The organism is Cupriavidus sp. 291-E7 (genome assembly GCF_057798835.1).
Window position 1 is genome coordinate 19,348 of sequence record NZ_JBYOJV010000031.1, and the last position, 22,719, is coordinate 42,066.

Here is a 22,719-nt window from a genome sequence, read left to right on the forward strand (position 1 = left end):
GATCTCCACTGCGAGTTTTGCCGTGTAGCGCCCGGATTCGATTCGCGTTCGCATATGGGCGGCAGGGCATCCATCGAATAGGGCGTTCCCCTAGACGTTTTTCGGACCCGCCCCTTATACGCGTACGTGTCGCCGAAGCCTATATTGACGAGTACGAAGTTGCGGCGCACAAACTGAAGCTTCGGGGTTCTTCCTACTACGTCAATTGGGGGGCGAAAAATGGTAAGAACAATCTGCTTGCTCGCTGTGGCGAGTGCGGCGGTCAGCGCTGGCGTGGTCTATGGCGCGGGGACGCGCGATGTCTACACCGACGGCGCTAGCACGATGGGCCCGCGAGATCCCTATACCGATGGAGGTCTGACATCAAAGTTCGATGTCTTCTCCGATGGCGCGCGCGTCACGGATAAGAGGGACGCGTTCACCGATGGCGCACGTGTTACGGATAAGAGAGATGCGTTCACCGATGGCGCATAAGGCACGAGCATATTGAATCGCTAGATGGCCGTCGCAGGCCATCGATCAGCACATCCCTCGAGGGTTCTCTAGGGATTTCTTTTGTCGTCGCGAACCCATCGGAGACGGAAGAATTCTTAACCGCGGATTTACCCAACCAGGCGGCAAAGGCCAATGACCAGCAGGTCATTTACTCGCTCAGTGATCCCATCCCGACTCTCGGGTGGTGAGTGGGCGGATTGCACTATCAAGCTCGGAGACAGCTAGCTGAAAAGGTGCGATCTTTGCTCGACCGTCCGCTTCTGGCCGAGAAGCGCCCTTGTAGTCAGCCGATGCAACGGCTCGACGAAAATCGTTCCGCGCCCCTTACGAAAGGAGCGGAGGTCCGACCCAGTCAATTCAAACGCCCGCAGAAGACAAACGACATTTATGCCATGCCGTAACGTCAAAATGCATGGGCAAGTACAGGTGGGACTGCACTATGCACGCTTCATTTTGGGTTGACGGCTTGAAACAATCCCTTGGCGCCGACGCACGCACGTCGGTGTTGCCCGCGTGAGCCCATGCGGGTGCGATGAACTTCCCGGTTTTACCTGAGGTCCGGCGGCGCTCGCAGAAGCGCACGTCGGCGTGCTGCCGTTCGACACGGAGCGTATGGCGGCGCGTCGCGGTGCATCGGGAAGAAAATTCACCAAGAGGAGAGTATCGAGAGCATGAAAAAGAGCCATTACCTTCTGGCGTCCATCGCCACGGCATCCTGCCAGGTTGCCTTCGCGCAGACATCGGTGACGCTCTATGGCGTGGCCGATGTGGGCGTGGAGTTCGCCAACCATCAAAAGGGTGCCGGCAACAGTGTCGTGCGCATGCAGTCAGGCAACCTGTCCGGCTCGCGCTGGGGCCTGCGCGGTGCACAGGATCTGGGTGGCGGTATGCGCGCCATCTTCGCGCTGGAGAGCGGCTACAACGTCGATGACGGCAAGAGCGGGCAGAGCGGGCGCCTGTTCGGACGCCAGGCGTGGATCGGTCTGGACACGGCCTACGGCACGCTGACGCTGGGCCGCCACAATACGCCCATATACGACTTCGGCGTGCAGTACGACCCGATGGGCATTTCCACCCGCTATTCGATCGGGATCCAGGACGATGCGTTCCAGTCGCGCGCGGACAACTCGATCAAGTACGTGAGCAAGTTCGGGCCGATGACGGCGAAGCTCCTCTATAGCTTTGGCGCCGACGGCACGTCGGGCGTCAATGGCGAGGTGCCCGGCAACTACAAGGTGGGCCGCGAGTATGGCGCGAGCCTGGCCTACGACGGTGGCCCGTTGTCCATTGCCGCCGTCTATGACGAGCTGAACGGCAACACGGTCGCGACCGATCAGGACAAGACGCGCAAGGCGTCGCTGGCGGCCACCTACGTCATCGGTCCGGTCAAGTCGTATGTCGGCTATCGCTATGCAAGGTTCATGACGTCGCCGTCGAGCCAGACGACCAATCTCTACTGGGCCGGCGCCCAATGGGACATCACCGCAGCGTGGTCGCTGACCGGCGCCGCGTACTATCAGGACTTCCGCAACAGCGGCGCGGACCCCTGGCTGTTCGTCGCTTCCGCCGACTACTCGCTCTCCAAGCGGACGGACGTCTACCTGAACCTGGCCTACACGCGCAACAAGGACGGTTCGAACCTTGGCACCGGCGGCTTCGGTTCGACCGTTGCGGGCAAGAACCAGACGGGCGTTCTGCTCGGCATGCGCCACAGGTTCTGAGGCTTCGGGGCATGACAAACAAAAAGGGCGCACCGCGGGGTGCGCCCTTTCTTCATGCGGGATGCCTTCAGGCGGCCACGGCCATGCGCGCGGACAGCGGCGTCTGCTGCCCCGGCGCGACGTAGGCGGCTTCCAGCAGCGCCTGCGTGTAGGGGTGCTGTGGCCGGTCGAAGATGTCCGCGACGCTGCCTTGCTCGACGATGCGGCCCTGGTGCATGACGACGATGCGGTCGGCCACCTCGGACACCGCCGCGAGGTTATGCGAAACAAAGAAGCAGGCAAAGCCGTGGTGGGTCTGCAACTGGCGGAACAGCGTCAGCACCTGCTTCTGGATCGTCATGTCGAGCGCGGAGACCGGTTCGTCGGCCACCACCAAGGCGGGCCGGCGGATCAGTGCCCGGGCGATGGCCACGCGCTGTCGCTGGCCGCCGGACAGCGCATGCGGGAACCGGTCGCCCAAGCCGTCCAGCCCCACCTCCGACAGCATCTCAGCCGTGCGCGCCTGCCGCTCGGCTTGCGTGAGACGCGGCCCGTGATTGAGCGGCTCGGCAACGATGTCCGCGATGCGTTGGCGCGGATCGAGCGACGAATACGGGTCCTGAAACACCATCTGGCAGGCCAACCGGAATTCGCGCCGCGCGGCCTTGTCACCGGACCCCACGGGTTGTCCGCGGAAACGAAGGTCGCCGCCGGCAAGCGGCAGCAGGCCGATCATGGCGCGCCCAAGCGTGGTCTTGCCGGAACCGGAGCCGCCCACTACGGCGACCACTTCGCCGGGACGGATCGCCAGCGAGACGTCGTCCACGGCCAGCTTGTCGGCCTGGCGCGAGAACATGCGATGCGCACCGGGATACGCCACCGAGACATGACGCGCCTCGATCACGGGCGCCACGTCGGCAACCGGTGCGCGATCGTCGGCGCGGCAGGGCAGGGCATTGATCAGGCTGCGGGTATAGGCCGTCGCGGGCTGGCTCAGGACCTGCGCCGCCGATCCATACTCGACCTGATCGCCGCGCTTGAGCACGAGCATGCTGTCCGCATAGTGCGCCACGAGCTGCAGGTCGTGCGTGACCAGCAGCACGGCGGTGCCGCAGCTACGGGTCAGCTCCGCCATGATTTCCATGACTTCGCGCTGACTCAATGCGTCGAGCGCGGTCGTCGGTTCGTCGGCGATCAGCAGGCGCGGCTTGAGCAGCATGACCGATGCCAGCATGATGCGCTGGCGCATGCCGCCGGAGAACGCATGCGGAAACGCCGCCATGCAGCCTTCGGGGTCGGCGATCTGCACACGGCGCAGCATGTCGATGGCCCGCTCGCGCGCCGCCGCCGCACCGATGCGCTCGTGCAGCATCAGCCCTTCGCAGAGCTGGGCCCCAACCGTGATGGCCGGGTTCAGCGACACCATCGGTTCCTGGAACACCATGCCCGCCACCTGGCCGCGCAGGCCGCGCATGGCGCGCTCGGGCAGCGTGGCGACGTCGTGGCCGGCCAGCGTGATCGTGCCACCGGTCTGCGCGACCTGCGCCGGCAGCAATCGCATGACGGCGCGGCCAGCCATCGTCTTGCCGCTGCCCGATTCGCCAACCAGGGCCAGCACCTCGCCGGGTGCCATGTCGAACGAGATGCCATTGAGGATCGGATTGCCAGAAGGACCCTTCAGCGTGAGATTGCGCACCGAGAGCAGGGGCGCCGTGGCGGTGGACGACTCGATGTCGTTCAGGGATTGGGCGGTCATTGTCGCTCCATGCGGGGGTCGAGCCAGTCGCGCAGCGCGTCGCCCAGCAGGTTGATGCCAAGCAGCGTCATGGCGATGCAGAGGCCGGGCGCGATGCCGAGCCAGGCGGCGGATTCCATGTAGGGGCGGCCGGAAGACAGCATGTTGCCCCATGTGGGTGCGGGCGGCGGCACGCCAAGCCCCAGAAAGCTCAGCGCGCTCTCGGCCAGTACAACCCAGCCGAACATCGACGTGCCGAGCACCATCAACGGGGCGGCGCAGTTGGGCAGGATGTGGCGCAGCATGGTCACGAGTTCGCTATTGCCGATCACGCGTGACGCTTCCACGAATTCCTTCTCGCGCAGGGAGAGCACGGTGCCGCGTACCAGCCGCACGACCGTGGGCGTGTACGCCAGTCCCAGCGCCAGGATGATGCCGTACTTGTTTGCCCCGGTGATCACCATGATGGCGAGCGCCAGCAGGATGCCGGGGAAGGCCAGCAATGCGTCGTTGAGCACCATCATGACGCGGTCGATGCGGCCCCGGAAGTATCCCGAGCACAGGCCCAGCAGCGTGCCCAGCAGCAGCGCCACCAGCACGGTCAGCGCGGCCACGGTCAGGCTGGCGCCGGCCCCGGCCAGCAAACGCGACATGATGTCGCGGCCGAATTCGTCGGTGCCCAGCCAGTGCAGTCCGGTGGGCGGCTTCAGGCGCATGCGCAGGTTCAGCTTGAGTGGATTGAACGGCGTCCAGACCGCGGAAAGCAGCGCCATCGACACGACCATGCCGACTAGCGTGCCGCCGATGACGGCGTTGGTTCTGAATTTCATGACGTGGCAACTCGCGGGTCGAAGAGGGGGTAGAACAGGTCGACAACCAGGTTCACCAGCACGTAGATGGCGGCGGTGAACAGCAGGCATCCCTGCACGACGGGGTAGTCGCGCGCGAAGATCGCGTCGACCAGCAGGCGGCCCAGGCCGGGCAGCGTGAAGACGGTCTCCAGCACGGCAATGCCGCCCAGCAGGTTGCCAAGCACCAGCCCGATCATGGTCCACGTGGGGGCGAAGGCGTTGGGCAGCACGTGGCGCAGCAGCACGCGGCGTTCGGACAGGCCCTTGGCGCGCGCATGCGTCACGTACTCCAGGCGCAGCGTCTCGATAGCGCTGGCGCGGGCCATGCGGGTCAGCACGCCCATCTCGATCAGCGTCAGCGTGACGATCGGCAGGACGAGATAGCTGAGGGCGGCGTGCCAGTCGTCGCTGAATGTCACGTAGCCCACCACTGGCACCCATCCGAGCTTGAGGCCCACCCCCAGCAGGAGCAGCAGGCCGAGCCAGAAACTGGGGATCGACAGGAAGAACGTGGCGCCCGCCACGATGACGGTGTCCGACAGCGAATTCTGCTTCCAGGCTGCGAACAGGCCAGCGGGTACGGCGATGGCGGTGGCGGCGGCAACCGCCACGAGCACGATCGTCGCGCTTACCTGGAAGCGTTCCACCAGCAACGGCAGCACGGCTTCGCCGCTGGTGATGGAATGCCCGAGATCGCCGCTGGCCATGTGCGAGAGCCAGAGCCAGAACTGCACGAAGATAGGCTTGTCCAGGCCAAGCTGGGCGCGCAGGTCGGCGATCTGCGCGGCCGTGCCGGTGTCGCCAAGAATCAGTTGCGCCGGGTCGCCCGGGATCAGGCGCATCAGCACGAACACCAGCACCGCCACGAGCAGCAGCGTGGGTAGCGTCCACAACGCGCGTCGCAGCAGGTATAGCGGGAATGAGGATGACATGGGTCGGTCCGGGAAGGGTACGCGAGGTACCCGGAAAAATAACGTGGCCGCCTGGCGGCCCTTTTGTTCCTGCGGGCTACCGCGCGGCGCTGGCCGTTGCCGGTGCGGATGGCGCACCGAACGATACGTTCCAGGCGCGCGGCTGGCCCAGCGGCCATCCGCCGAAGTTGCGCACATAGCTGCGCGCGGCACTGGTGCGGGTCTCCGAATAGATGAAGATGGCCGGCACGTCTTCGCGCATGCGCGCCTCCAGCGCGTCGAACACCGCCTGCCGGCGAACCGGATCCGTCTCGGTCATGCTCGCCTCCAACAGACGGATGGCTTCGGGACTTTCCCAGACCTTGCGCGGCTGCTTGTCTTTCGGACCAGTGATCATGTCGTAGGAGAGCGATGGGTCAAGCCGGGCCGAATAGGTGAACGCCAGCGCCTGGAAATCGCCACGGTTGTAGCGGTCAAGCAGCGTGGCCCAGTCAAGCACTTCCACGTCGATGCGCAGGCCGGCCTCGGCGGCCATCGCCTGGGTCAGCACGGCGATGTCGAACAGCGAGTTGTAGCGCTTGGTGGTCAGAATCTTGATGGTCTGCCCGCGATAGCCGGCTTGCGCCAGCAGCTTGCGCGCCGCCTCGACATCGCGGCCTGGCATCACGGCCTGCGGCTTGCCGTAGAACGGGCTGGGGCGCGGTATGACGGAACGACTCGGCGCCGAGCCACCACTGGTGACAGCATCGACCATTTCCGGCACATCGATCGTCAAGGCAATGGCGCGGCGAATGCGTGGATCCTTGAGTACCGGGTCGCGTGTCTGGAACAGCAGCCCATTCAGACTCATGGTGGGCGTGCTGTCGAGCAGGATGTCCTTGCGCGCACGGTAGTCTGGAAGGTCGTTGTCTTCCACGTCGGGAATCACGTCGATGTTTCCGGACAGCAGCGCGGCCTTGGCCGAAGACGGATCCGGGACGATCATGAATCGGATCCTTGCGATGTCTGGCGTCTTGTTGCCGGTGTTGCCATCGCGCTTGCCGGGCAGTGCCTGGTAGTGGGGGTTGCGCGCCAGCTCGATGTACTGGCCGCGCTTCCAGTCCGTGATCCGGTAAGGGCCGGTGCCAACCGGCTCGCGCCACTTGCCGTCCGGGCCTATGGAACTGCGATGGTAGATACCAGTACCACCACAATCGGGCCGCGCGAGCGTCTTCAGGAACAGGGCCGATGGCTTGTCCAGCGTGAAGACGACGGTAGCAGGGTCCCGGGCGACGACGGACGTCACCTTGGCCAGGCCCCGGCCATCGAACTCGGACAAGCAGCGCCAGTTATTGGCCGGCGTCATGTAGCGCTGCCAGTCGAAGACCACGTCATCGGCGGTGACGGGCGCACCGTTCTGAAAGCGCAGTCCCGGCCGCAGCGTGAAGGTGTAGATCAGTCCGTCCGGCGAGGTGGTCACCGTCTGCGCGAGCAAGGGCCCGACCGACGTGTCCTCGCGGAACGCCACGAGTCCTTCCAGCACGTGCGCCATCACGGCATCGGTATTGACGTCGCGATTGACGCCGGGGTCGGTGGAACGGATGTCGGCGTTCAGGCGCACGCGCAGCAAGTCCTGCGCGGGCTGCGCATGCGCGGCGATCGGTGCACACGCCATAGCAAGCGCCAGGGCGCCGGCCAGCGTGTACGTCATTCTTCTATTGTGGTTGTCTCGTATCTCCATCGCTCCTCCCGCGTGATCAGGCTGCCGCCGCGTGCCGTGGCACGGCGCGCCCGGCCTTCGGTTGCTCGATTTCCATGTCGAGCCGGAACGTGCGGAACGTCGGGAACAGCGCGGGCAGCATGGACACTTCCATCACGCCCAGTTCCGGCTCCATGACGATCATGGCAACCGTGGCGGAAAGATTGTTGCTGGAATTCGGCCGGGGTGGACGGCACACCGACCACGGGGTCTCGAAATCATCGAACAGGGCCTGCTTGATGGTATCCACGGTGATGTTGCCGACATGCGGCAGCACCAACTGGCGCACGCGCTCATCACGATAGAGCGAGTCCGGCATCTTCTGGATGCCAAGCTCGCGCAGCTTGGTCAGCGCCACCGGACTCAGCCAGTGGTTGGCATGCACGATGACACCCTGCTGGGGCAGTACCTGGAAGGTCTCGTCGGGCGCGCATTCGAAGTCGATGCCGATGCCGCCCGCGTGGCCCACCATGATATTGTTCGCGGCCGATTTAGCCGTCACGTAGACCGCCTGCATCGCAAAGGCCAGGCGTTGCTGTTCCAGCACCTTACGGCGGATCAGCGCCAGAGGCACACCCAGCGTGCGGTAGTCTCGCTCGCATTCGAGATAGTTGGCCGTGATCGAGATACCCGCGGCGTTCATGCCCGAGCGGGCCAGCGCGCCGGCCTCGGTGAAAGTCAGGAGGTCGGGGCCGTCGTCACGATGCACCTTCAATACCACCGCCGATTCGGCGCACTCGGCCTTCCAGTCCCAGTTCTGGGCATGGATCACCCGGCCGCTTGCGGTGGCCTCCGGCAGCGCGATGACGCCCGTGCAGCCGTCCGGTTCCAGCGGCACCGGTTCGCGGTTGCGCATGCGCTCGGCCAGCTTCAGCACTTCGGTGCGGGCGTTGAGCATCACCACGGCCACGTAGGGCACGCCGGCGCCTTCAGCAATACCGCGCATCTCGTCGATATAGTGGGCGTCGAAGGCGGCAATGGTCGGTTCGAACGTGGCGACGATGTGTTCGAGCTCTTTCCAGCCAAGCTTGCTTTTTTCGAGCTGGCGCGAGTAGTGTTCGATGCCGCGCCGGATCCACGGCGCGGCCTGCTCGCCGTATTGGCGGCCGCGCTCGCGCGGGGCACCGCGCACTTCAATCAGGGGGATCTCGGGTGCAACGGCCGGATAGGATGGGTGCTGGTCTGGTTGGTGGGTCATGGCGTGGTACTACGGGTGTGGGTTAGGAGTGTGTCTGGTGAATGTATAATCCAAAGTGTATTTTGGTGATACAAAAAAATCAATGAGTATTCCGAACGAGTCGATGGGACGCGCGCGTCTGGCGCTGCGTGACCGGATTGCCGAATGGATCCGGAACGAGGACCTGCGCGAGGGCGACCGCCTGAACGAACAGAAGCTGGCCGAAGCGCTGGGGGTGTCGCGCACGCCAATACGCGCGGCGCTCGACGAACTGGAGGCGCAAGGCTTTGTGGAGCGGCGTCGCAACAAAGGCGTGGCACTGGTGAGCCCGCCGCCCGTGGCGGTGGCGGACGAGGCGGCGCCCGCGGGCGAGGATCAGCTCATTACCCGCATCGCGCACGACCGGCAGCGCGGCGCGCTGGCCGACGAGGTGTCCGAGCGCGACCTGATGCAGACCTATGGCGAGACGCGCGCCACGATCAAGCAGGCGCTGGTCAGGCTGGCCGACCTGGGCATCGTGGAGCGGCGGCTGGGCTACCTGTGGAAGTTCCAGGACGCCGCGTGGTACCGCGAGGCGAGGGTCGAGAGCTACCGGTTCCGCCTGATCATCGAGCCGGCCGGCCTGCTGGAGCCTGGCTTCGTCCTGTCGCCAGACTGGGCGGCGCATATGCGCATCCAGCACTCGGCGTTCCTGACGCAGCCGTGGACCGAGGGGTCGCCGGTGGCCTTCTTCGAGACCAACGCCGCGTTCCACGAGGGGCTGGCGCAGGCGTCGGGCAACCGTTTCCTGGTGGATGCGATCCGGCGGCTGAACCGCATGCGGCGCCTGTCCAACTACGACTGGAAGCACGGGCGCGACCGCGTGGAGGTGAGTTGCCACGAGCACCTCGGCATCCTTGCCGCGCTGGAATCGGGCAATCGCGAGGGCGCGGCCGAACTGATGCGCCGCCATCTCGACGTGGCCAGCCGGCTGCGCGTGCGCGCCGCCGAGGATGACGTCCTGCCCTAGGCGGGCGCGGATCTTCCTGCCTCACGACATCTTGTAGCTCGTGAGGTGAATGCTCGTTTCCGTGGCGCTGATGCCGCGGATCAGGCGCACGCGCTCCAGCACGCCGGCCAGCCCGTCCAGCGTGACGGCGCGCACTTCGGCCAGCAGGTCCCAGCGGCCATTAGTGTCGTGCAGTGACGAAACACCCGGCTCCCCCAGCAGCCGGGCAATGACTTCGCGCGCCTGGTTGCCTTCCACGGCAATGCTCATCCACGCCGAAATGGTGTCCTGCTGCGCCTGCGGCCGCAATTGCACGGTGTAGCCGACGATCATCCCCGATTTCTCGAGCCTGGCCATGCGGTTGGTGATCGTGGTGCGCGCCACGCCCAGCCGGTGGGCCAGTACGGCAACGCTGGCGCGCGCATCGGCACGCAGCAGGGCAAGCAGCTTGTGGTCAAACTCGTCCATCTGTCGAAATGCAGTGCGTTGTGTTCGAATTGCAGCAATGATAGTATTTTGTGAACACAATAACCACTTCAATTTGGTGGTCCTCCTGTAGAGAATGGCCTGACGCACTTTCGCCTTACTCCCAGGAGCCAATGACATGACCCAATTCCTTTCGACCGAGCACGTATCCCGCATCGTCGCCACGCGAGGCCTTGCCCAGGCGTTGCGCGGCATGACGCGCTATATCGAGGACGACTTCCGGCGCTGGCAGGACTTCGAGAAATCGGCCCGTTCCGCCAGCCATTCGCCGCTGGGCGTGATCGAGCTGATGCCGACGGCCGACGCGCACCTGTACAGCTTCAAGTACGTGAACGGCCATCCGGCGAACACCCGCATCGGTTTGCCTACCGTGATGGCGTTCGGCGTACTGGCCGAGGTCTCCACCGGCATGCCGCTGCTGCTAAGCGAACTGACGCTGACGACGGCCATTCGTACTGCAGCCACGTCGGTGATGGCCGCGCGGCGCCTGGCGCGTGCCGATGCCACGACTATGGCCCTGGTCGGCAATGGCGCGCAGAGCGAGTTCCAGGCGCTGGCCTTCCATCACCTGCTCGGCATCCGCCGCATCCAGGCTTATGACGTCGATCCCGCCGCCACCGACAAGCTGCGCCGCAACCTTGCCGAGGTGCCGGGGCTGGAAGTGCGGGCCTGTGCCAGCACGGCCGAGGCGCTGCGCGGTGCCGACATCGTGACCACGGTGACCGCCGACAAGGCCTACGCCACCATCGTCACGCCGGACATGCTGGAGCCGGGCATGCACCTGAACGCCGTGGGCGGCGACTGCCCCGGCAAGACCGAGCTGCATCCCGACGTGCTGCGCCGGGGCCGCGTGTTCGTCGAGTTCGAACCGCAAAGCCGTATCGAAGGCGACGTGCAGCAGATGCCCGCCGACTTCCCGGTGACGGAGTTCTGGCGCGTGCTCGAAGGCGAAGTGCCGGGCCGCCTGGAAGCCGGTGAAATCACCATCTTCGACTCGGTCGGCTTCGCGCTTGAGGACTTCTCGGCGTTGCGCTATCTGCGCGATCAGGCGGAAATTCTCAATATCGGCACGCGCACCGAATTGATTCCGGCCCTGGCCGATCCTCGCAACCTGTTCGCACAACTCGCCCAGGCCACGAGCGTGCCTGCCGTCGCCACGGCTTGCGCGCCCGAGCCGGCGGAAATCCACTGAGTCCGCATCGCATCGTCTCAACGAAGGTCCCTTTCATGCACAGCCAGATCCATTCGCTCAAATCGCCATCGCCCGGCGTCGCCTTCCAGTTGGTCAGCCATCATTTCGGTGACGCCGGATCGGGGCGCAAGGTCTATATCCAGGCAGGGCTACATGCCGACGAAGTGCCGGCCATGCTCGTTGCCACGACGCTGTGCGAGCATCTGGCGCGCATCGAGGCGGAAGGACAGTTGCGCGCCGAAGTGGTGGTCGTGTCGGCGGCCAATCCGGTCGGGCTGGCCCAGGGCGTGATGGGCAACTTCGTCGGACGCTTCGAGCTGTCCAGCGGCAAGAACTTCAACCGCGACTTCCCGATGCTGTTCAAGGACGTGGCGGCAGCCGTGGCTGATCAGCTTGGCGCCGATGCGCAAGCCAACGTGCGCGCGATTCGGGCCGCGTGGCGCCAGGCGCTGCTGTCCCGCGCACCGGCATCGCTGTTCGCCTCGCTGCAACAGGCGCTGATGCTGCTGGCGCACGATGCGGACTACGTCCTGGACCTGCATTGCTCGCGCGAGGCCGGCATGCACCTTTACACGGGAGACGCCATCTGGCGCGAGGTCGAGCCGCTGGCCCGCTACCTGGGAGCGACAGCCAGCCTGCTCGCACTGGATTCTGGCGCCTGCTCGTTCGACGAAGCGCACAGCTTCACGTGGTACCAGCTTCAGCAGGCTTACGGCGAGCGGTATCCGATTCCATCGGGCAGCATCGCAGTGACCGTCGAGCATCGCGGCCAGCGCGATGTGTCCCACGAACTGGCGCGGCAGGATGCCCAGGCGCTGCTGAACTACCTGATCCACGTTGGCGCTGTGCAAGGGGACGCGCCCGCGCTACCGCCATTGGCGCAACCCGCCACGCCGCTGGCCGGCAGCGAACAGCTCGTGGCGCCGGTGGCCGGCATGCTCGTATATCGCGCCGCCGTGGGCCACGCGGTCACGAAAGGTCAGCCCCTTTTCGACATCGTGGACCCGGTGGCCGGCGAGCGCATTACGATTTCCGCAGGTAGCACCGGCGTGTTCTACATGGGACGCGATACGCGCTTCGTCAAGCCGGGCGACCAGATCGGCCGGATCTCGGGCGAGCATGCATTTCGCACCGGAAACCTGCTGGGCCCATAAAGTCGGTTGCTTCAGGTCTCACCGCTTGAATTGGTAAGTCGGGCTCTTGGTGCCGCAGCGGGAGGCGGGAAGCGACATGCATTGCTATGGCCTTCTCTCTGCCGCATTCGCGGAAGAGGGAAGAGGGGCATCGGTCTTGTCCCTGCCTTCCGCACCGGCCACCACGCCATTCGCACGACACACGCTGTCCACCCAGTCGACAAACACGCGCAACGCTGGTGACAGGTTCGGCCGGGAGAAGATTGCCGACAGCGCAGGGGCGGGCGGCCTGAACGCGGCCAGTATCTCGCTCAGCTCGCCGCGCTCCATATGCGGAATCGCCAGCAGCAATGGCACCTGGATGATGCCGAGCCCCAGCAGTCCGCTTTGCAGGTGCGCCTCGCTGTCATCCGTGGAAAGCCGCGATGGCACACGTATCACCCTGGGTTTTCCGTCGGTGAGGAACGTCAGCCCCGGCGGCGATCCCGAAACCGCGTGGTGCACGGCACGATGCTCCTGCAAGCCATCGGGGTGCGATGGAATGCCGAAGCGAGCAAGGTAGATTGGGCTCGCGGCCGTCACGTACGGATATCGCCCGATGCGGCGCGCGGTGAGCGACGAATCCTCCAGTTCCCCGATGCGAATGGCGCAATCGATGCCGTCCTGGACCATATCGGGACGGTCCTCGCCGAAATGCATCGTCAGTTCGATATCGGGATGCTGGTCGTGGAACGACGGCAGAGAGGGCAGGATGACGCGGCGCCCGAGCGAATCCGGCAAGACAATGCGCAAGCGGCCCTGAGGCCCGCGCGTGGTGCTGCGAAAACCCGCTTCCGCCATGTCCACCGCCGCGAGAATGCTGACGCAGTGGCCGTAGTAGATCGCGCCCTTCGATGTCAGGCGCAGGCTGCGGGTCGAGCGATGGATCAGCCGCGCGTCCAGCGTGGCTTCGAGTTCCTGGATCAAGCGCGTCACGGAACCGCGCGCCATGCCCAGGGAATCGGCGGCGCGGCCGAAACTGCCGGCCTCGACGATCCTCTTGAAGACTGACATGGCTCGGAACTTATCCATCCGGCGCAACTCCCGCGACACTCGAAACGCGCGATGTTAGTTTTCTCGCGCTGCTGCGCACAAGTCGATTCTCGAACGCAGTGTGTGGAGCGAACGGCAACAATCGCGCGCCGATGCCACTGCCGCCGTTAGCGGCCGCGCAGCATTGCCATCTGGCCGGAAAAGAAGTCGTTGGCCGAATTGCTGTTGTTGATCAGCATGTCGAGCCGCGTGTACTGGATGCGGTAGGTTTCCATCAACGCCACCGCCCGCGTCGCCTCATCGGCCTGACGACCCGCGAGGTTGCGCAGGTCGCCCTTGACCTGGCTCGCCGCCTTGTCGAGGTAACCATCAGGCTTGGTCACGGCCGTCACCACGTCGGCAATCGCCTTGCCGAGCCCGCCGTTCTTGTCGTCGCCCTGGAGCAGCTTCCTGACGGCATCGGGATCGTCCTTCAGCGCTTTCTCCAGCTTGGCGCTGTCCAGCGTCAGGTTGCCCTGGTTGTCGAAGGATAGGCCGAGCTTGCCTATGTCCCCGTTGTCGAGCGCGCCTTGCAGCGCGGTGGAAATCGCGCGCAGCGACGCATCACCGGCAAGCGCGCCGCGCACCGTATTGTCCGTGCCGACCGCGCTTTGGGCGCCGATCTCGCCGCGCACGGCATTGAACGCATCCACCAGTTGCTTGACCGCCGAGGCCGCGGGCAATGGGTTGCTATTCTTGGCCGGATCGAAGTTGCCGAGCTTGGTGATGGCACTGGCCGCGTCGGTCAATTTGTCCAGGCTGGCGTGAACCTTGGCGTAGCCCGATAGCCTGCTGTTATAGGCCGTGGCCTGCTGGTCGTAGAAATTGAGGCGCGCGGCGACGCTGCGCTCCTTCGCCGCGAGGATCTGGTTCAGGTCGAAGCCTGCGGCGGAACCGAGGGAGGAGACAGAACTCATCGTTGATCGTCCGTGAGAGAGATGCACGGATTAACGACGTGAGCACTGTGATTAATTATTCATAGACGATGAAAAGACAATTGCGCGATGGCGAAAAAGCAAGGGTCGCCCGGCACCACGGCCCGTCCCGCCTCCGCCAAGGTGGCCGGAAATCATGACCCAATCGGGAATCAAGACCGCGACCACTGACGCAGATCGTCCACGGTGGCCGTTACGCCGCCGCAGACCACGATCAATACGTTGTTAGCGCCTTCCAGCGCTTCGCTATGCTCGTAGGCGAGTGCGAGGCTTGCCCCGCACGCGGGTTCGACCAGCAGGCGATGCTCGTCCAGAAAACGCTCACACGCGGCCACGGCGGAGCGGTCCGGCACCACCACACTTCGCGTGGGGTGCGAGCGGGCAAGCGCGAATGCCTGCGCACTGACCTGTTTCGCGCCGAGAGACTTGGCCACGCTCGTGATGGCCTCCAGCGTTACCCGATGACCGGCCCGCAACGACTGCGAAAGCGAGTCCGCGCCGATCGTCTCCACGGCGATCACGGGCACGTCTTCCCAATGATTGCGTCGCAGGCCCTCAACCACGCCAGAAAATAGTCCGCCACCGCCTACGGAGAGCACCACGGCGTCCGGTCGGAAGCCGGTCCGGGCTACTTCGTCGACCAGCGTGGCATGCCCGGACCATAGCAACGGGTCGTCGAAAGGGTGGAGGAGGACGGCATCGTCGCCAACCATCGACATGGCGAGTGCGTTGGCGTCGTCCCATGTCGCGCCATGCACGACGACCTCACCGCCATGCTGGCGGATCAGTGCCATCGCGCGTGCTGAGGTGGATTCGGGTACGACCACCGTGACCGGGATCGACAGTCGGCTGCCGGCGTACGCTACGGCTATGCCGGCGTTGCCGCCTGACGACGAGATGAACCGCCGTTTTCCTTGCCGCACATACGCTTCGCATGCGGCGCCAATGCCGCGCAGCTTGAACGAGCCGGAAGGTTGCAGCGATTCAAGCTTGAGCCAGACTGAGCGCCCCGCCGCTGCACTTAGGGTTGGGGACGCCAGCAAAGGGGTTTCGATATGCAGTGCCATCTTGGATTTGTTCAGGTTGGTGCGGCCAAGCCATCAGGGTTCAGGAGTTTCTCCGTATATGGGGCAATTTCGTCGCCATGTCCAGTGGCAATCAGGTACGCATCAGCCGGGGGAGTATCGTGCTGACGGGCGAACGGACCAGCCCTGGCGAGAAAGCGTGGCCCCGTCCCGGCCATCATTCGATCTCGACGACCAACTTCGCGCGCGCGGTGCCCGCAGTGACGACCTCATATGCCTGTTCCGCCTGCACCATCGTAAAGCGGCGTGGATCGACCACCGGCCGTAGCAGTCCGCTTTCCACCAGCCGCGTGGCCTCGCGCATCATCTCGCCGTGATGGGCGCGCAGCTTGCCGGTGAGAAGCGGATACAGCGTGAACACGCCGGAGTAGGTGGCTTCCCGGAACGAAAGCGGCGCCAGCGCGTGTGTGCCCCAACCGAGTGCGCTGACTACGTGGCCGGAGTGCTTCACCGCGGCAAACGAGGTATCCAGCGTCGGTCCGCCAACCGTGTCGACGACCAGATCGAAGCCGTCGCCCTGTGTGTGCGCGGCGACGTAGTCTTCGACGGACTGCGCGCGGTAATCAATGGGCGTTGCGCCGAGTTCGCGCACCAGGTCTAGATTCTTCTCGCTGGCCGTGGCGAATACCTTGGCGCCCAGCGCGCTCGCCAGTTGCACCGCGATATGGCCGACGCCACCGGCACCGCCCTGGACGAGCACGGTCTGGCCGGCCCGCAGGTGCGCCCGATCGACGATACCGGCATAGGCCGTGATGAAAGCCAGCGGCAGCGCCGCAGCGTCGCGCATGGACAGATTCGACGGCTTGCGCGCCAACAGATCGGCGTCGACGGCGGCGTACTGCGCGAGCGAACCTTGCAGGCCAGCCACGCCGCCGGTCATTCCGTAGACTTCGTCGCCGGGGCGAAAAGCGGTAACGCCCGCACCAACCGCTTCCACTGTGCCAGCCATGTCAATGCCAAGGACGAGCGGCAGCGAATGCCGCGCATGCGCGGCGGCGCCCGCCCGAATCTTGGTGTCGAGCGGATTGAGGCCGCTGGCTGCGATGCGTACCAGCACCTGTCCAGGGCCGGGGTCAGGCTTGGCCAGCGTGGTGGATTCGAGGGGGCCGTTGTAGTGGTTCAGCACCAGGGCGTGCATGGACATTGTCATCTCCAGATTTTTCCGTTTGGCCATCACGCAGGACATCTTGCTTTCCGCGTGTCATTGGAATCATCATGGCTCATGCGGAATCGCATGGAAATTAACAATCTTGAATGGCGGATAGTCAAAAATGCATGACCACAGGCTTGAATGGAGCGATGTCCGGATCTTTCTCGCGATAGCGCGGGCGGGGACGCTCGGCGGCGCGGCGCGAGTGATCGGCCAGACACAACCGACGATGGGCCGGCGCCTCAGAGCGCTGGAGGAGGCCGTTGGGCAAGCCTTGTTCCACCGAACCAGCGACGGCCTGGTACTGACCGACGAGGGGAGCGCCGTCCTGGTCTATGCCGAGCGTATGGAGGAGGAAGCGCTCGGACTCTCCCGAGCGCTGGCGGGACAGGGCAATACGCTGACAGGCCCGCTGCGCGTCACGTCATCCGACTGGTTCGGCATGCATGTGTTGACCCCGGTCTTTGCCGCTTTCCTCAGGCTGCATCCGGACGTGTCGTTGGAACTGGTGACGGACTCACGCCAGTACAGCCTTGCGCGCCGCGAGGCCGACCTGGCGTTTCGCATCACGCCGTTCGAGGAGCCGGACGTCATCCAGCGAAAGCTGATGCACATGCAGTACGCGCTGTACGGGCACCGCGATCTGGTGGCACCGCGTGCCGGCGACGGCCAGGGGGCCGCGCTCATCAGCATGGATACCGCTTTTGGCACGCTACCCGACGTGACATGGGCCGGAAGAATGCTGCCCAGGGCACGTATCGCCTATCGCAGCAACAACCGTGGCGTGCAGGCTCGCATGTGCGCCGAGGGTGGCGGCTTCGCAGTACTACCGTGCGCACTGGGCGATGCGACGCCCGACCTGCGGCGCATCGACTTGGGCGAAGCGCCGCCGGGACGCGACGTCTGGTTTGGCATTCACCGCGACATGCGCCGGCTGGCACGCTTGCGGGCGCTAGTGGATCTGACGGTGGCGCGGCTGGAGGATATCGGCACCACTACGCGGGCCGCACCGTGAAGATGAAATCCACTTCTATCGACGCACCTTTTGGCAATTGCAGTACACCAACGGACGAGCGAGTGTGTATGCCGACGTCGCCAAGCACCGAATACAAGACGTCAGATGCGCCGTCGGCGACTTCGCTTTGCATCGTGAAGTCGGGCGCGCTTCGCACATACACAGTGATGCGCGGCACCGCCTGAATGGCATCGAGCGTCCCGCAGCGCTTTTTGATTAGCGACAGGGCGCGCAGCGTGGAAGTCCCAGCGGCACGACGCCCCTCTTCGAGCGAAATCGATTCGCCCACTACGCCAACGAAGCGCACCGTTTCTCCCACTCGCGGAATTTGGCCGGCAATGTAGGCGACGTTCCCATCAATCAAAACAGGTGTGTACTTTCCACCGATCTTGATTTCCTCGTCCGGATCGAATCCGAACTCCGCCGCGATCTGCCGAAACTTGTCGTCTCTCGTCATAGGCACCTTTACCGACGCTGTCGAAAGGGTAGAGAGTAATCGAATGCTCGGGGTTTGTCCGAGACGATGCTTAGCGCGCGACACAACTCCCCGCGCGGCGCGATTCCATTCTTGGTACACACGAAAAGCAAAAGTCTTGGTTCTTCTAATCGTGTTGTCGTCGATACACAATGCCGCCACCAAGAGGAAGCGAACGAAGCCTCAACTTCATTCTTCACCCACCGGAATCAGCATGAGCAACGGAACCACCATGACCAACGCCGTCATCGAATGTATCTTGAGCCGCAGCGCCGCCAAGTATTACGACCCGGCCGCGAAATTGAGCGACGATCAGATCCGCGAACTGGTGCGAATCGGTACCTCCGCGCCAACGTCCTTCCACATGCAGAACTGGCGCTTCATCGCCGTTCGCACACCTGAAGCCAAGGCCCGGCTAAGCCCCATTGCCTGGAGCCAACCCGCGGTAACGGATGCCGCGGTCACCTTCATCATCTGCGGTCAGTTGGCCGACTCCAGCGTCATTCCAGAACGCCTCGCTCCGCTGGTGGAAGCTGGTGTCATGCCGGCGGCTATGGTGCCGGAATGGGAAAACCCCGCTCGTGATCTGTATATGGCGTACCCACAGCGCCAGCGCGATGAGGCGGTACGTACCGGCACTTTCGGAGCGGCCGCGATGATCTATGCGGCGCGCTCGCTGGGACTCGGTTCGACGCCGATGATCGGTTTCGATGCCGAAGCCGTGCACGAACAGTTTGGACTGGCGGCAAACGAAGTGCCGGTCATGCTGTTGTCCGTGGGTGCGGAGCGTCCCGGAAACTGGGCGCAGAAGCCGCGTCTTCCCGTGGCCGATGTGCTGGATCTCGTTTAACCGTTAGTCGAATCAATGTATTCGCGCGGAGTTCGCTGGAGTGTCGACTGACGCGAACGTAACGCCGAGGCTCGGAGGCATCCCAGGGCACTGTGTGTTGGAGATGCGTCCGGGCAATTTCAGGCACACAAAAATTCTGACGGGGAATCATGCGAGGGCCGACTTGTCCGCCTTGGTTCGGCATTGGCTTCACCGATCGCGCTCATCGTCCCATCGCACTGGTTAAGCCTGGCATCGCTCTTCTGCCGAGCTGCCTGCAGCCACAGGTTGCAGTCTTCTCTGAAACAGTCTCCAAGTCATTCTTCTTTCGAGAGCTGTAGTCATGGATCGTCTTGTCTCGATGCAGGCATTCACGCGCGTGGTCGATGTTGGCAGCTTTGCACGCGCTGCGGAGTCGCTCGATCTGCCAAAGGCGACCATCACCCGCTTGATACAGAACTTGGAGACGCATCTCTGCGTCAAGCTGCTGCACAGAACAACGCGGCGCATCAGCGTGACGACCGATGGGGCCGCCTATTACGAACGGTGCGTACGCATTCTGGGAGACATTGACGAAGCGGAGCACTTGTTGATGCGCCAGAACAACTCGCCGCGCGGCACGCTGACGGTGGACACCACAAGCGGGCTCGCGAAGATGGTGTTGATGCCGCAGCTGCGCAACTTCTTCAACGCCTATCCCGAACTGGAGCTGGAGCTGACCAGCAACGGCAAGCCGATTGACCTGCTAAAGGAAGGTGTTGACGTGGTGGTGCGCGTAGGTGCGCTCGAGGAATCGATGGTAGCGCGTCGAATTGGCAGGCTGACGCTGGCCTTCTATGCATCGCCCATCTATTTACGCCGCTTCGGAACGCCTCAAGATCTCTCGGAGCTGGCACAGCACAGGGCGGTGAATTTCCTGTCGAACCGCACCGGTCGAGTGACACCGTGGTCGCTCACGCGTGGCGACGAACGGAGTGAAATGCTGCTCCCCTCCGTGATCTCCACGAACGACGCCGACGTATATCTGGGCTGTGCCGTGGAAGGCCACGGCATTGCGCGCATCTCCCGAGCGGCGGCCGATCCCTATGTCAGTAGTGGCCGGCTGGTGGAAGTCATGCCTGAGTGGCAGACCGACGAATTGCCAATCTCGGCGATGTACCCGCAGAACCGGCATCTCTCGGCCAAGGTGCGGGTGTTCGTAAATTGGGCTGCCGAGGTTTTCGCGCGGCATCCCCATTTCGGCGCCGCATCCCGGCAGGTCGCGGCCTGATAGCGGCGGTGCCAGTCATGCGCGGCGTGCCGGCCTCGAAGGTCATGGGGCGAATTCCGTTGGCCGCCCAATCCATCCAGGGATGGCATCCCATGCGGTCACCTTTCGTGCTGGATGTGCCGAATACCACTCTCGGTAGCTTTGATCCTTTTGAGCATTTTATTGAACAAAAGTAGTCTCGAAATCGCTATTCCGTCCGCCTAAAGTGGAGGCTCCGAAGCAGTTGAAGCAGCCCACACAGGAATTAGCATGACCAACGGAAACACCATGACCAACGCCGTCATCGAATGCATCTTGAGCCGCAGCGCCGCCAAGTATTACGACCCGGCCGCAACCTTGAGCGACGATCAGATCCGCGAACTGGTGCGAATCGGTACCTCCGCGCCAACGTCCTTCCACATGCAGAACTGGCGCTTCATCGCCGTTCGCACACCTGAAGCCAAGGCCCGGCTAAGCCCCATTGCCTGGAGCCAACCCGCGGTAACGGATGCCGCGGTGACCTTCATCATCTGCGGTCAGCTGGCCGACTCCAGCGTCATTCCAGAACGTCTTGCTCCGCTGGTGGAAGCTGGCGTCATGCCAGCGGCAATGGTGCCGGAATGGGAAAGCCCCGCCCGTGATCTGTATATGGCGTACCCACAGCGCCAGCGCGATGAGGCGGTACGTACCGGCACTTTCGGAGCGGCCGCGATGATCTATGCGGCGCGCTCGCTGGGACTCGGTTCGACGCCGATGATCGGTTTCGATGCCGAAGCCGTGCACGAACAGTTTGGACTGGCAGCAAACGAAGTGCCGGTCATGCTGTTGTCCGTGGGTACGGAGCGTTCCGGAAACTGGGCGCAGAAGCCGCGGCGCCCACTGAACGATGTGTTGGATTTGGTATAGGGGCGGCGCAGCGGCATTGTCCGCGCGAACGACTCAACCATCTTCAGGTCGCGGCGACCGCAAGGTACTTCCTTCCTGAAGACATGTCACTCGCTTCGGCCCAAGACATCGGCACGAAGTGACCGGGGCGGTCCCCAATGGACTGCCCCCAATTTGCAAGCCCGCCACTCACGGAGATTCAAGATGGCAAGAACTGTAGCGCTCACGCCGGAACAGGTACCGGCCGATTCGAAACCGACGCTTGATGCGTTCACCAAGAACATCGGATTCACCCCGAACATGATGGCGAGCTTCGCGCAGAGCCCGATTGCATTCAATGCATGGGCCACGCTGCTCGGCGGCTTGAGCAAGGCGCTCGACGTGAAGACGCGAGACGGCATCGGCCTCGCCGTTTCCGAAGTGAATGGCTGCAACTATTGCCTGACCGTGCACAGCTTCACGGCTGAGCACATGGCCAAGTTGCCGGCCGACGAGATCATCCTCGCTCGGAAGGGTCATGCCAGCGACCCGAAGCGCGACGCAGCGATCCAGTTTGCACGCAAGGTCATCGTGGCCCGCGGCCAGGTCAGTGACGCCGATCTGAAAGCGGTGCGCGATGCTGGCTACACGGACGCGAACGTCATGGAGATCGTCGCGCTGGTGGCGATGTACTCGCTGACGAACTACTTCAACAACGTGTTCGATCCCGAGAAGGATTTTCCTGCCGTTGCGCCGGCCGGCTCCATCTGACTTAGCCCGAACGCATCACCTACGCATGTGGTTCTCGGAAGTGTGGGCTGATGCGAACGTAAGTCCAAGGTCGGGACGCACCCTGAAAAGTGTTCGTGGGTGCGTCCCGTCTCCTTGTGCAAGCTGACAAGACTTTGCGGAAGACAGTGACCCTCAATCATCCAATTTTTGCGCGCTGGCCTGCGCGGTACCCCGATCGATTGCAGCTATTTTCCCTACCTACACCCAACGGGGTAAAGGTGGGCATCATGCTGGAAGAAACGGGTCTCGCTTATGAGCCGCATCGCATCGATATCACGGTCAATGAGCATCATAATCCGGCCTTCGTCGCGCTCAATCCCAATGGAAAGATTCCTGCGATCTACGATCCGAATGGGCCGAGTGGGCAACCGTTGGCGTTGTTCGAGTCTGGAGCGATCCTGATCTATCTGGCCGACAAGACGGGGCAGCTTCTCTCCACCGATCCTGGTACTCGCTATGAAACGATCCAATGGGTGATGTGGCAGATGGGCGGTGTCGGGCCGATGTTCGGCCAGGTTGGATTCTTCAACAAATTCGCCGGCAAAGACTACGAAGATAAGCGCCCGCGCGATCGGTACGCAAGCGAATCGGCGCGGCTGCTCGGCGTTCTAGACAACCGGCTTGCGGGTCGAGACTGGGTGATGGGCGCCGAATATAGCATCGCCGATATTTCACTGCTGGGTTGGGTGCGCAACCTCGTCGGCTTTTACGAGGCGGGCGAGATCGTCGGCTTCGAGCGATTTCTCCGGGTGAAAAGGTGGCTCGATCGCGGCCTCGCTCGTCCAGCGGTGCAACGCGGACTTGAAGTGACGGCGGCCTAGTCTTGGCGACTTGGTGACAGTGCCGGA

The 22,719-nt window shown here is 63.8% G+C and carries 21 protein-coding genes; 10 read left to right on the plus strand and 11 right to left on the minus strand.

Annotation, left to right across the window (positions count from 1 at the left end; all coding sequences use genetic code 11):
* Nucleotides 1-1,166: 1,166 nt before the first annotated feature.
* Complete coding sequence (locus tag AC3FLX_RS31095) at nt 1,167-2,216, plus strand: porin (protein WP_488701164.1); 1,050 nt, start codon at nt 1,167-1,169, stop codon at nt 2,214-2,216.
* 67 nt (nt 2,217-2,283) lie between these two features.
* On the opposite strand, the gene AC3FLX_RS31100 is transcribed toward AC3FLX_RS31095, so the two are convergent.
* From AC3FLX_RS31100 to AC3FLX_RS31120, 5 genes are all read right to left on the minus strand, one after another.
* Complete coding sequence (locus tag AC3FLX_RS31100) at nt 2,284-3,951, minus strand: dipeptide ABC transporter ATP-binding protein (protein ID WP_488701165.1); 1,668 nt, start codon at nt 3,949-3,951, stop codon at nt 2,284-2,286.
* Complete coding sequence (locus AC3FLX_RS31105; protein WP_488701166.1) at nt 3,948-4,760, minus strand: ABC transporter permease; 813 nt, start codon at nt 4,758-4,760, stop codon at nt 3,948-3,950. The genes AC3FLX_RS31100 and AC3FLX_RS31105 overlap by 4 nt, the downstream gene beginning before the upstream one ends.
* Nucleotides 4,757-5,713 (minus strand): ABC transporter permease, encoded by a 957-nt coding sequence (locus tag AC3FLX_RS31110; protein WP_488701167.1) that lies wholly within the window; start codon nt 5,711-5,713, stop codon nt 4,757-4,759. The genes AC3FLX_RS31105 and AC3FLX_RS31110 overlap by 4 nt, the downstream gene beginning before the upstream one ends.
* Before the next feature lie 76 nt (nt 5,714-5,789).
* Nucleotides 5,790-7,382, minus strand: a complete 1,593-nt coding sequence (locus AC3FLX_RS31115) for an ABC transporter substrate-binding protein (RefSeq protein ID WP_488701168.1) — start codon at nt 7,380-7,382, stop codon at nt 5,790-5,792.
* Between the two features lie 46 nt (nt 7,383-7,428).
* Complete coding sequence (locus AC3FLX_RS31120) at nt 7,429-8,628, minus strand: C45 family autoproteolytic acyltransferase/hydrolase (RefSeq protein ID WP_488701169.1); 1,200 nt, start codon at nt 8,626-8,628, stop codon at nt 7,429-7,431.
* An 82-nt stretch (nt 8,629-8,710) separates the two neighbouring features.
* Here AC3FLX_RS31120 and AC3FLX_RS31125 point away from each other — a divergent pair, with 82 nt between their 5' ends.
* Nucleotides 8,711-9,616 carry a GntR family transcriptional regulator gene (locus AC3FLX_RS31125; protein WP_488701170.1) on the plus strand — a complete coding sequence of 302 codons (906 nt, stop codon included), beginning with the start codon at nt 8,711-8,713 and terminating at the stop codon, nt 9,614-9,616.
* Nucleotides 9,617-9,637: 21 nt separating this feature from the next.
* Here the strand turns inward: AC3FLX_RS31125 and AC3FLX_RS31130 are convergent, their stop codons facing one another.
* Nucleotides 9,638-10,063: an Lrp/AsnC family transcriptional regulator gene (locus tag AC3FLX_RS31130; RefSeq protein WP_488701171.1), complete on the minus strand. Its 426-nt coding sequence runs from the start codon at nt 10,061-10,063 to the stop codon at nt 9,638-9,640.
* 136 nt (nt 10,064-10,199) lie between these two features.
* On the opposite strand from AC3FLX_RS31130, the gene ocd reads away from it, so the two are divergent.
* Both ocd and AC3FLX_RS31140 read left to right on the plus strand, forming a co-directional pair.
* Nucleotides 10,200-11,273, plus strand: a complete 1,074-nt coding sequence (gene ocd / locus AC3FLX_RS31135; RefSeq protein WP_488701172.1) for an ornithine cyclodeaminase — start codon at nt 10,200-10,202, stop codon at nt 11,271-11,273.
* Nucleotides 11,274-11,308: 35 nt separating this feature from the next.
* Nucleotides 11,309-12,427, plus strand: coding sequence for a succinylglutamate desuccinylase/aspartoacylase family protein (locus tag AC3FLX_RS31140; protein ID WP_488701173.1), 1,119 nt, complete (start codon nt 11,309-11,311; stop codon nt 12,425-12,427).
* A gap of 84 nt (nt 12,428-12,511) precedes the next feature.
* Here AC3FLX_RS31140 and AC3FLX_RS31145 read toward each other — a convergent pair whose 3' ends face one another.
* From AC3FLX_RS31145 to AC3FLX_RS31160, 4 genes are all read right to left on the minus strand, one after another.
* Entirely contained in the window at nt 12,512-13,459 is a 948-nt protein-coding gene (locus AC3FLX_RS31145; protein WP_488701174.1) for a LysR family transcriptional regulator, read from the minus strand.
* Nucleotides 13,460-13,605: 146 nt separating this feature from the next.
* Nucleotides 13,606-14,394 (minus strand): flagellar filament capping protein FliD, encoded by a 789-nt coding sequence (gene fliD / locus AC3FLX_RS31150; protein ID WP_488701175.1) that lies wholly within the window; start codon nt 14,392-14,394, stop codon nt 13,606-13,608.
* A gap of 170 nt (nt 14,395-14,564) precedes the next feature.
* Nucleotides 14,565-15,479, minus strand: a complete 915-nt coding sequence (locus AC3FLX_RS31155; RefSeq protein ID WP_488701176.1) for a pyridoxal-phosphate dependent enzyme — start codon at nt 15,477-15,479, stop codon at nt 14,565-14,567.
* Nucleotides 15,480-15,654: 175 nt separating this feature from the next.
* Complete coding sequence (locus AC3FLX_RS31160; protein ID WP_488701177.1) at nt 15,655-16,641, minus strand: zinc-dependent alcohol dehydrogenase family protein; 987 nt, start codon at nt 16,639-16,641, stop codon at nt 15,655-15,657.
* 127 nt (nt 16,642-16,768) lie between these two features.
* Here AC3FLX_RS31160 and AC3FLX_RS31165 point away from each other — a divergent pair, with 127 nt between their 5' ends.
* Nucleotides 16,769-17,662 carry a LysR family transcriptional regulator gene (locus AC3FLX_RS31165; RefSeq protein ID WP_488701178.1) on the plus strand — a complete coding sequence of 298 codons (894 nt, stop codon included), beginning with the start codon at nt 16,769-16,771 and terminating at the stop codon, nt 17,660-17,662.
* On the opposite strand, the gene AC3FLX_RS31170 is transcribed toward AC3FLX_RS31165, so the two are convergent.
* Entirely contained in the window at nt 17,643-18,119 is a 477-nt protein-coding gene (locus AC3FLX_RS31170; RefSeq protein ID WP_488701179.1) for a RidA family protein, read from the minus strand. The two genes, AC3FLX_RS31165 and AC3FLX_RS31170, sit on opposite strands and share 20 nt — an antisense overlap.
* Nucleotides 18,120-18,351: 232 nt before the next feature.
* On the opposite strand from AC3FLX_RS31170, the gene AC3FLX_RS31175 reads away from it, so the two are divergent.
* The 5 genes from AC3FLX_RS31175 (at nt 18,352) to AC3FLX_RS31195 (ending at nt 22,692) form a co-directional block, all read left to right on the plus strand.
* Nucleotides 18,352-18,987 carry a nitroreductase family protein gene (locus AC3FLX_RS31175; RefSeq protein WP_488701191.1) on the plus strand — a complete coding sequence of 212 codons (636 nt, stop codon included), beginning with the start codon at nt 18,352-18,354 and terminating at the stop codon, nt 18,985-18,987.
* Nucleotides 18,988-19,309: 322 nt separating this feature from the next.
* Nucleotides 19,310-20,236, plus strand: coding sequence for a LysR family transcriptional regulator (locus AC3FLX_RS31180; protein ID WP_488701180.1), 927 nt, complete (start codon nt 19,310-19,312; stop codon nt 20,234-20,236).
* 249 nt (nt 20,237-20,485) lie between these two features.
* Entirely contained in the window at nt 20,486-21,121 is a 636-nt protein-coding gene (locus AC3FLX_RS31185) for a nitroreductase family protein (protein ID WP_488701181.1), read from the plus strand.
* A gap of 183 nt (nt 21,122-21,304) precedes the next feature.
* Nucleotides 21,305-21,850: a carboxymuconolactone decarboxylase family protein gene (locus AC3FLX_RS31190; RefSeq protein WP_488701182.1), complete on the plus strand. Its 546-nt coding sequence runs from the start codon at nt 21,305-21,307 to the stop codon at nt 21,848-21,850.
* 146 nt (nt 21,851-21,996) lie between these two features.
* The gene (locus tag AC3FLX_RS31195) at nt 21,997-22,692 is read left to right on the plus strand and encodes a glutathione S-transferase N-terminal domain-containing protein (protein WP_488701183.1); all 696 of its coding nucleotides are present in this window, start codon (nt 21,997-21,999) and stop codon (nt 22,690-22,692) included.
* Nucleotides 22,693-22,719 lie beyond the last annotated feature (27 nt).

Coding starts and splice junctions, on each gene's coding strand:
- AC3FLX_RS31095 (WP_488701164.1), top strand. CDS start 1,167: ATGAAAAAGAGCCATTACCTTCTGGCGTCCATCGCCACGGCATCCTGC.
- AC3FLX_RS31100 (WP_488701165.1), bottom strand. CDS start 3,951: ATGACCGCCCAATCCCTGAACGACATCGAGTCGTCCACCGCCACGGCG.
- AC3FLX_RS31105 (WP_488701166.1), bottom strand. CDS start 4,760: ATGAAATTCAGAACCAACGCCGTCATCGGCGGCACGCTAGTCGGCATG.
- AC3FLX_RS31110 (WP_488701167.1), bottom strand. CDS start 5,713: ATGTCATCCTCATTCCCGCTATACCTGCTGCGACGCGCGTTGTGGACG.
- AC3FLX_RS31115 (WP_488701168.1), bottom strand. CDS start 7,382: ATGACGTACACGCTGGCCGGCGCCCTGGCGCTTGCTATGGCGTGTGCA.
- AC3FLX_RS31120 (WP_488701169.1), bottom strand. CDS start 8,628: ATGACCCACCAACCAGACCAGCACCCATCCTATCCGGCCGTTGCACCC.
- AC3FLX_RS31125 (WP_488701170.1), top strand. CDS start 8,711: ATGAGTATTCCGAACGAGTCGATGGGACGCGCGCGTCTGGCGCTGCGT.
- AC3FLX_RS31130 (WP_488701171.1), bottom strand. CDS start 10,063: ATGGACGAGTTTGACCACAAGCTGCTTGCCCTGCTGCGTGCCGATGCG.
- ocd (WP_488701172.1), top strand. CDS start 10,200: ATGACCCAATTCCTTTCGACCGAGCACGTATCCCGCATCGTCGCCACG.
- AC3FLX_RS31140 (WP_488701173.1), top strand. CDS start 11,309: ATGCACAGCCAGATCCATTCGCTCAAATCGCCATCGCCCGGCGTCGCC.
- AC3FLX_RS31145 (WP_488701174.1), bottom strand. CDS start 13,459: ATGTCAGTCTTCAAGAGGATCGTCGAGGCCGGCAGTTTCGGCCGCGCC.
- fliD (WP_488701175.1), bottom strand. CDS start 14,394: ATGAGTTCTGTCTCCTCCCTCGGTTCCGCCGCAGGCTTCGACCTGAAC.
- AC3FLX_RS31155 (WP_488701176.1), bottom strand. CDS start 15,479: ATGGCACTGCATATCGAAACCCCTTTGCTGGCGTCCCCAACCCTAAGT.
- AC3FLX_RS31160 (WP_488701177.1), bottom strand. CDS start 16,641: ATGTCCATGCACGCCCTGGTGCTGAACCACTACAACGGCCCCCTCGAA.
- AC3FLX_RS31165 (WP_488701178.1), top strand. CDS start 16,769: ATGCATGACCACAGGCTTGAATGGAGCGATGTCCGGATCTTTCTCGCG.
- AC3FLX_RS31170 (WP_488701179.1), bottom strand. CDS start 18,119: ATGACGAGAGACGACAAGTTTCGGCAGATCGCGGCGGAGTTCGGATTC.
- AC3FLX_RS31175 (WP_488701191.1), top strand. CDS start 18,352: ATGAGCAACGGAACCACCATGACCAACGCCGTCATCGAATGTATCTTG.
- AC3FLX_RS31180 (WP_488701180.1), top strand. CDS start 19,310: ATGGATCGTCTTGTCTCGATGCAGGCATTCACGCGCGTGGTCGATGTT.
- AC3FLX_RS31185 (WP_488701181.1), top strand. CDS start 20,486: ATGACCAACGGAAACACCATGACCAACGCCGTCATCGAATGCATCTTG.
- AC3FLX_RS31190 (WP_488701182.1), top strand. CDS start 21,305: ATGGCAAGAACTGTAGCGCTCACGCCGGAACAGGTACCGGCCGATTCG.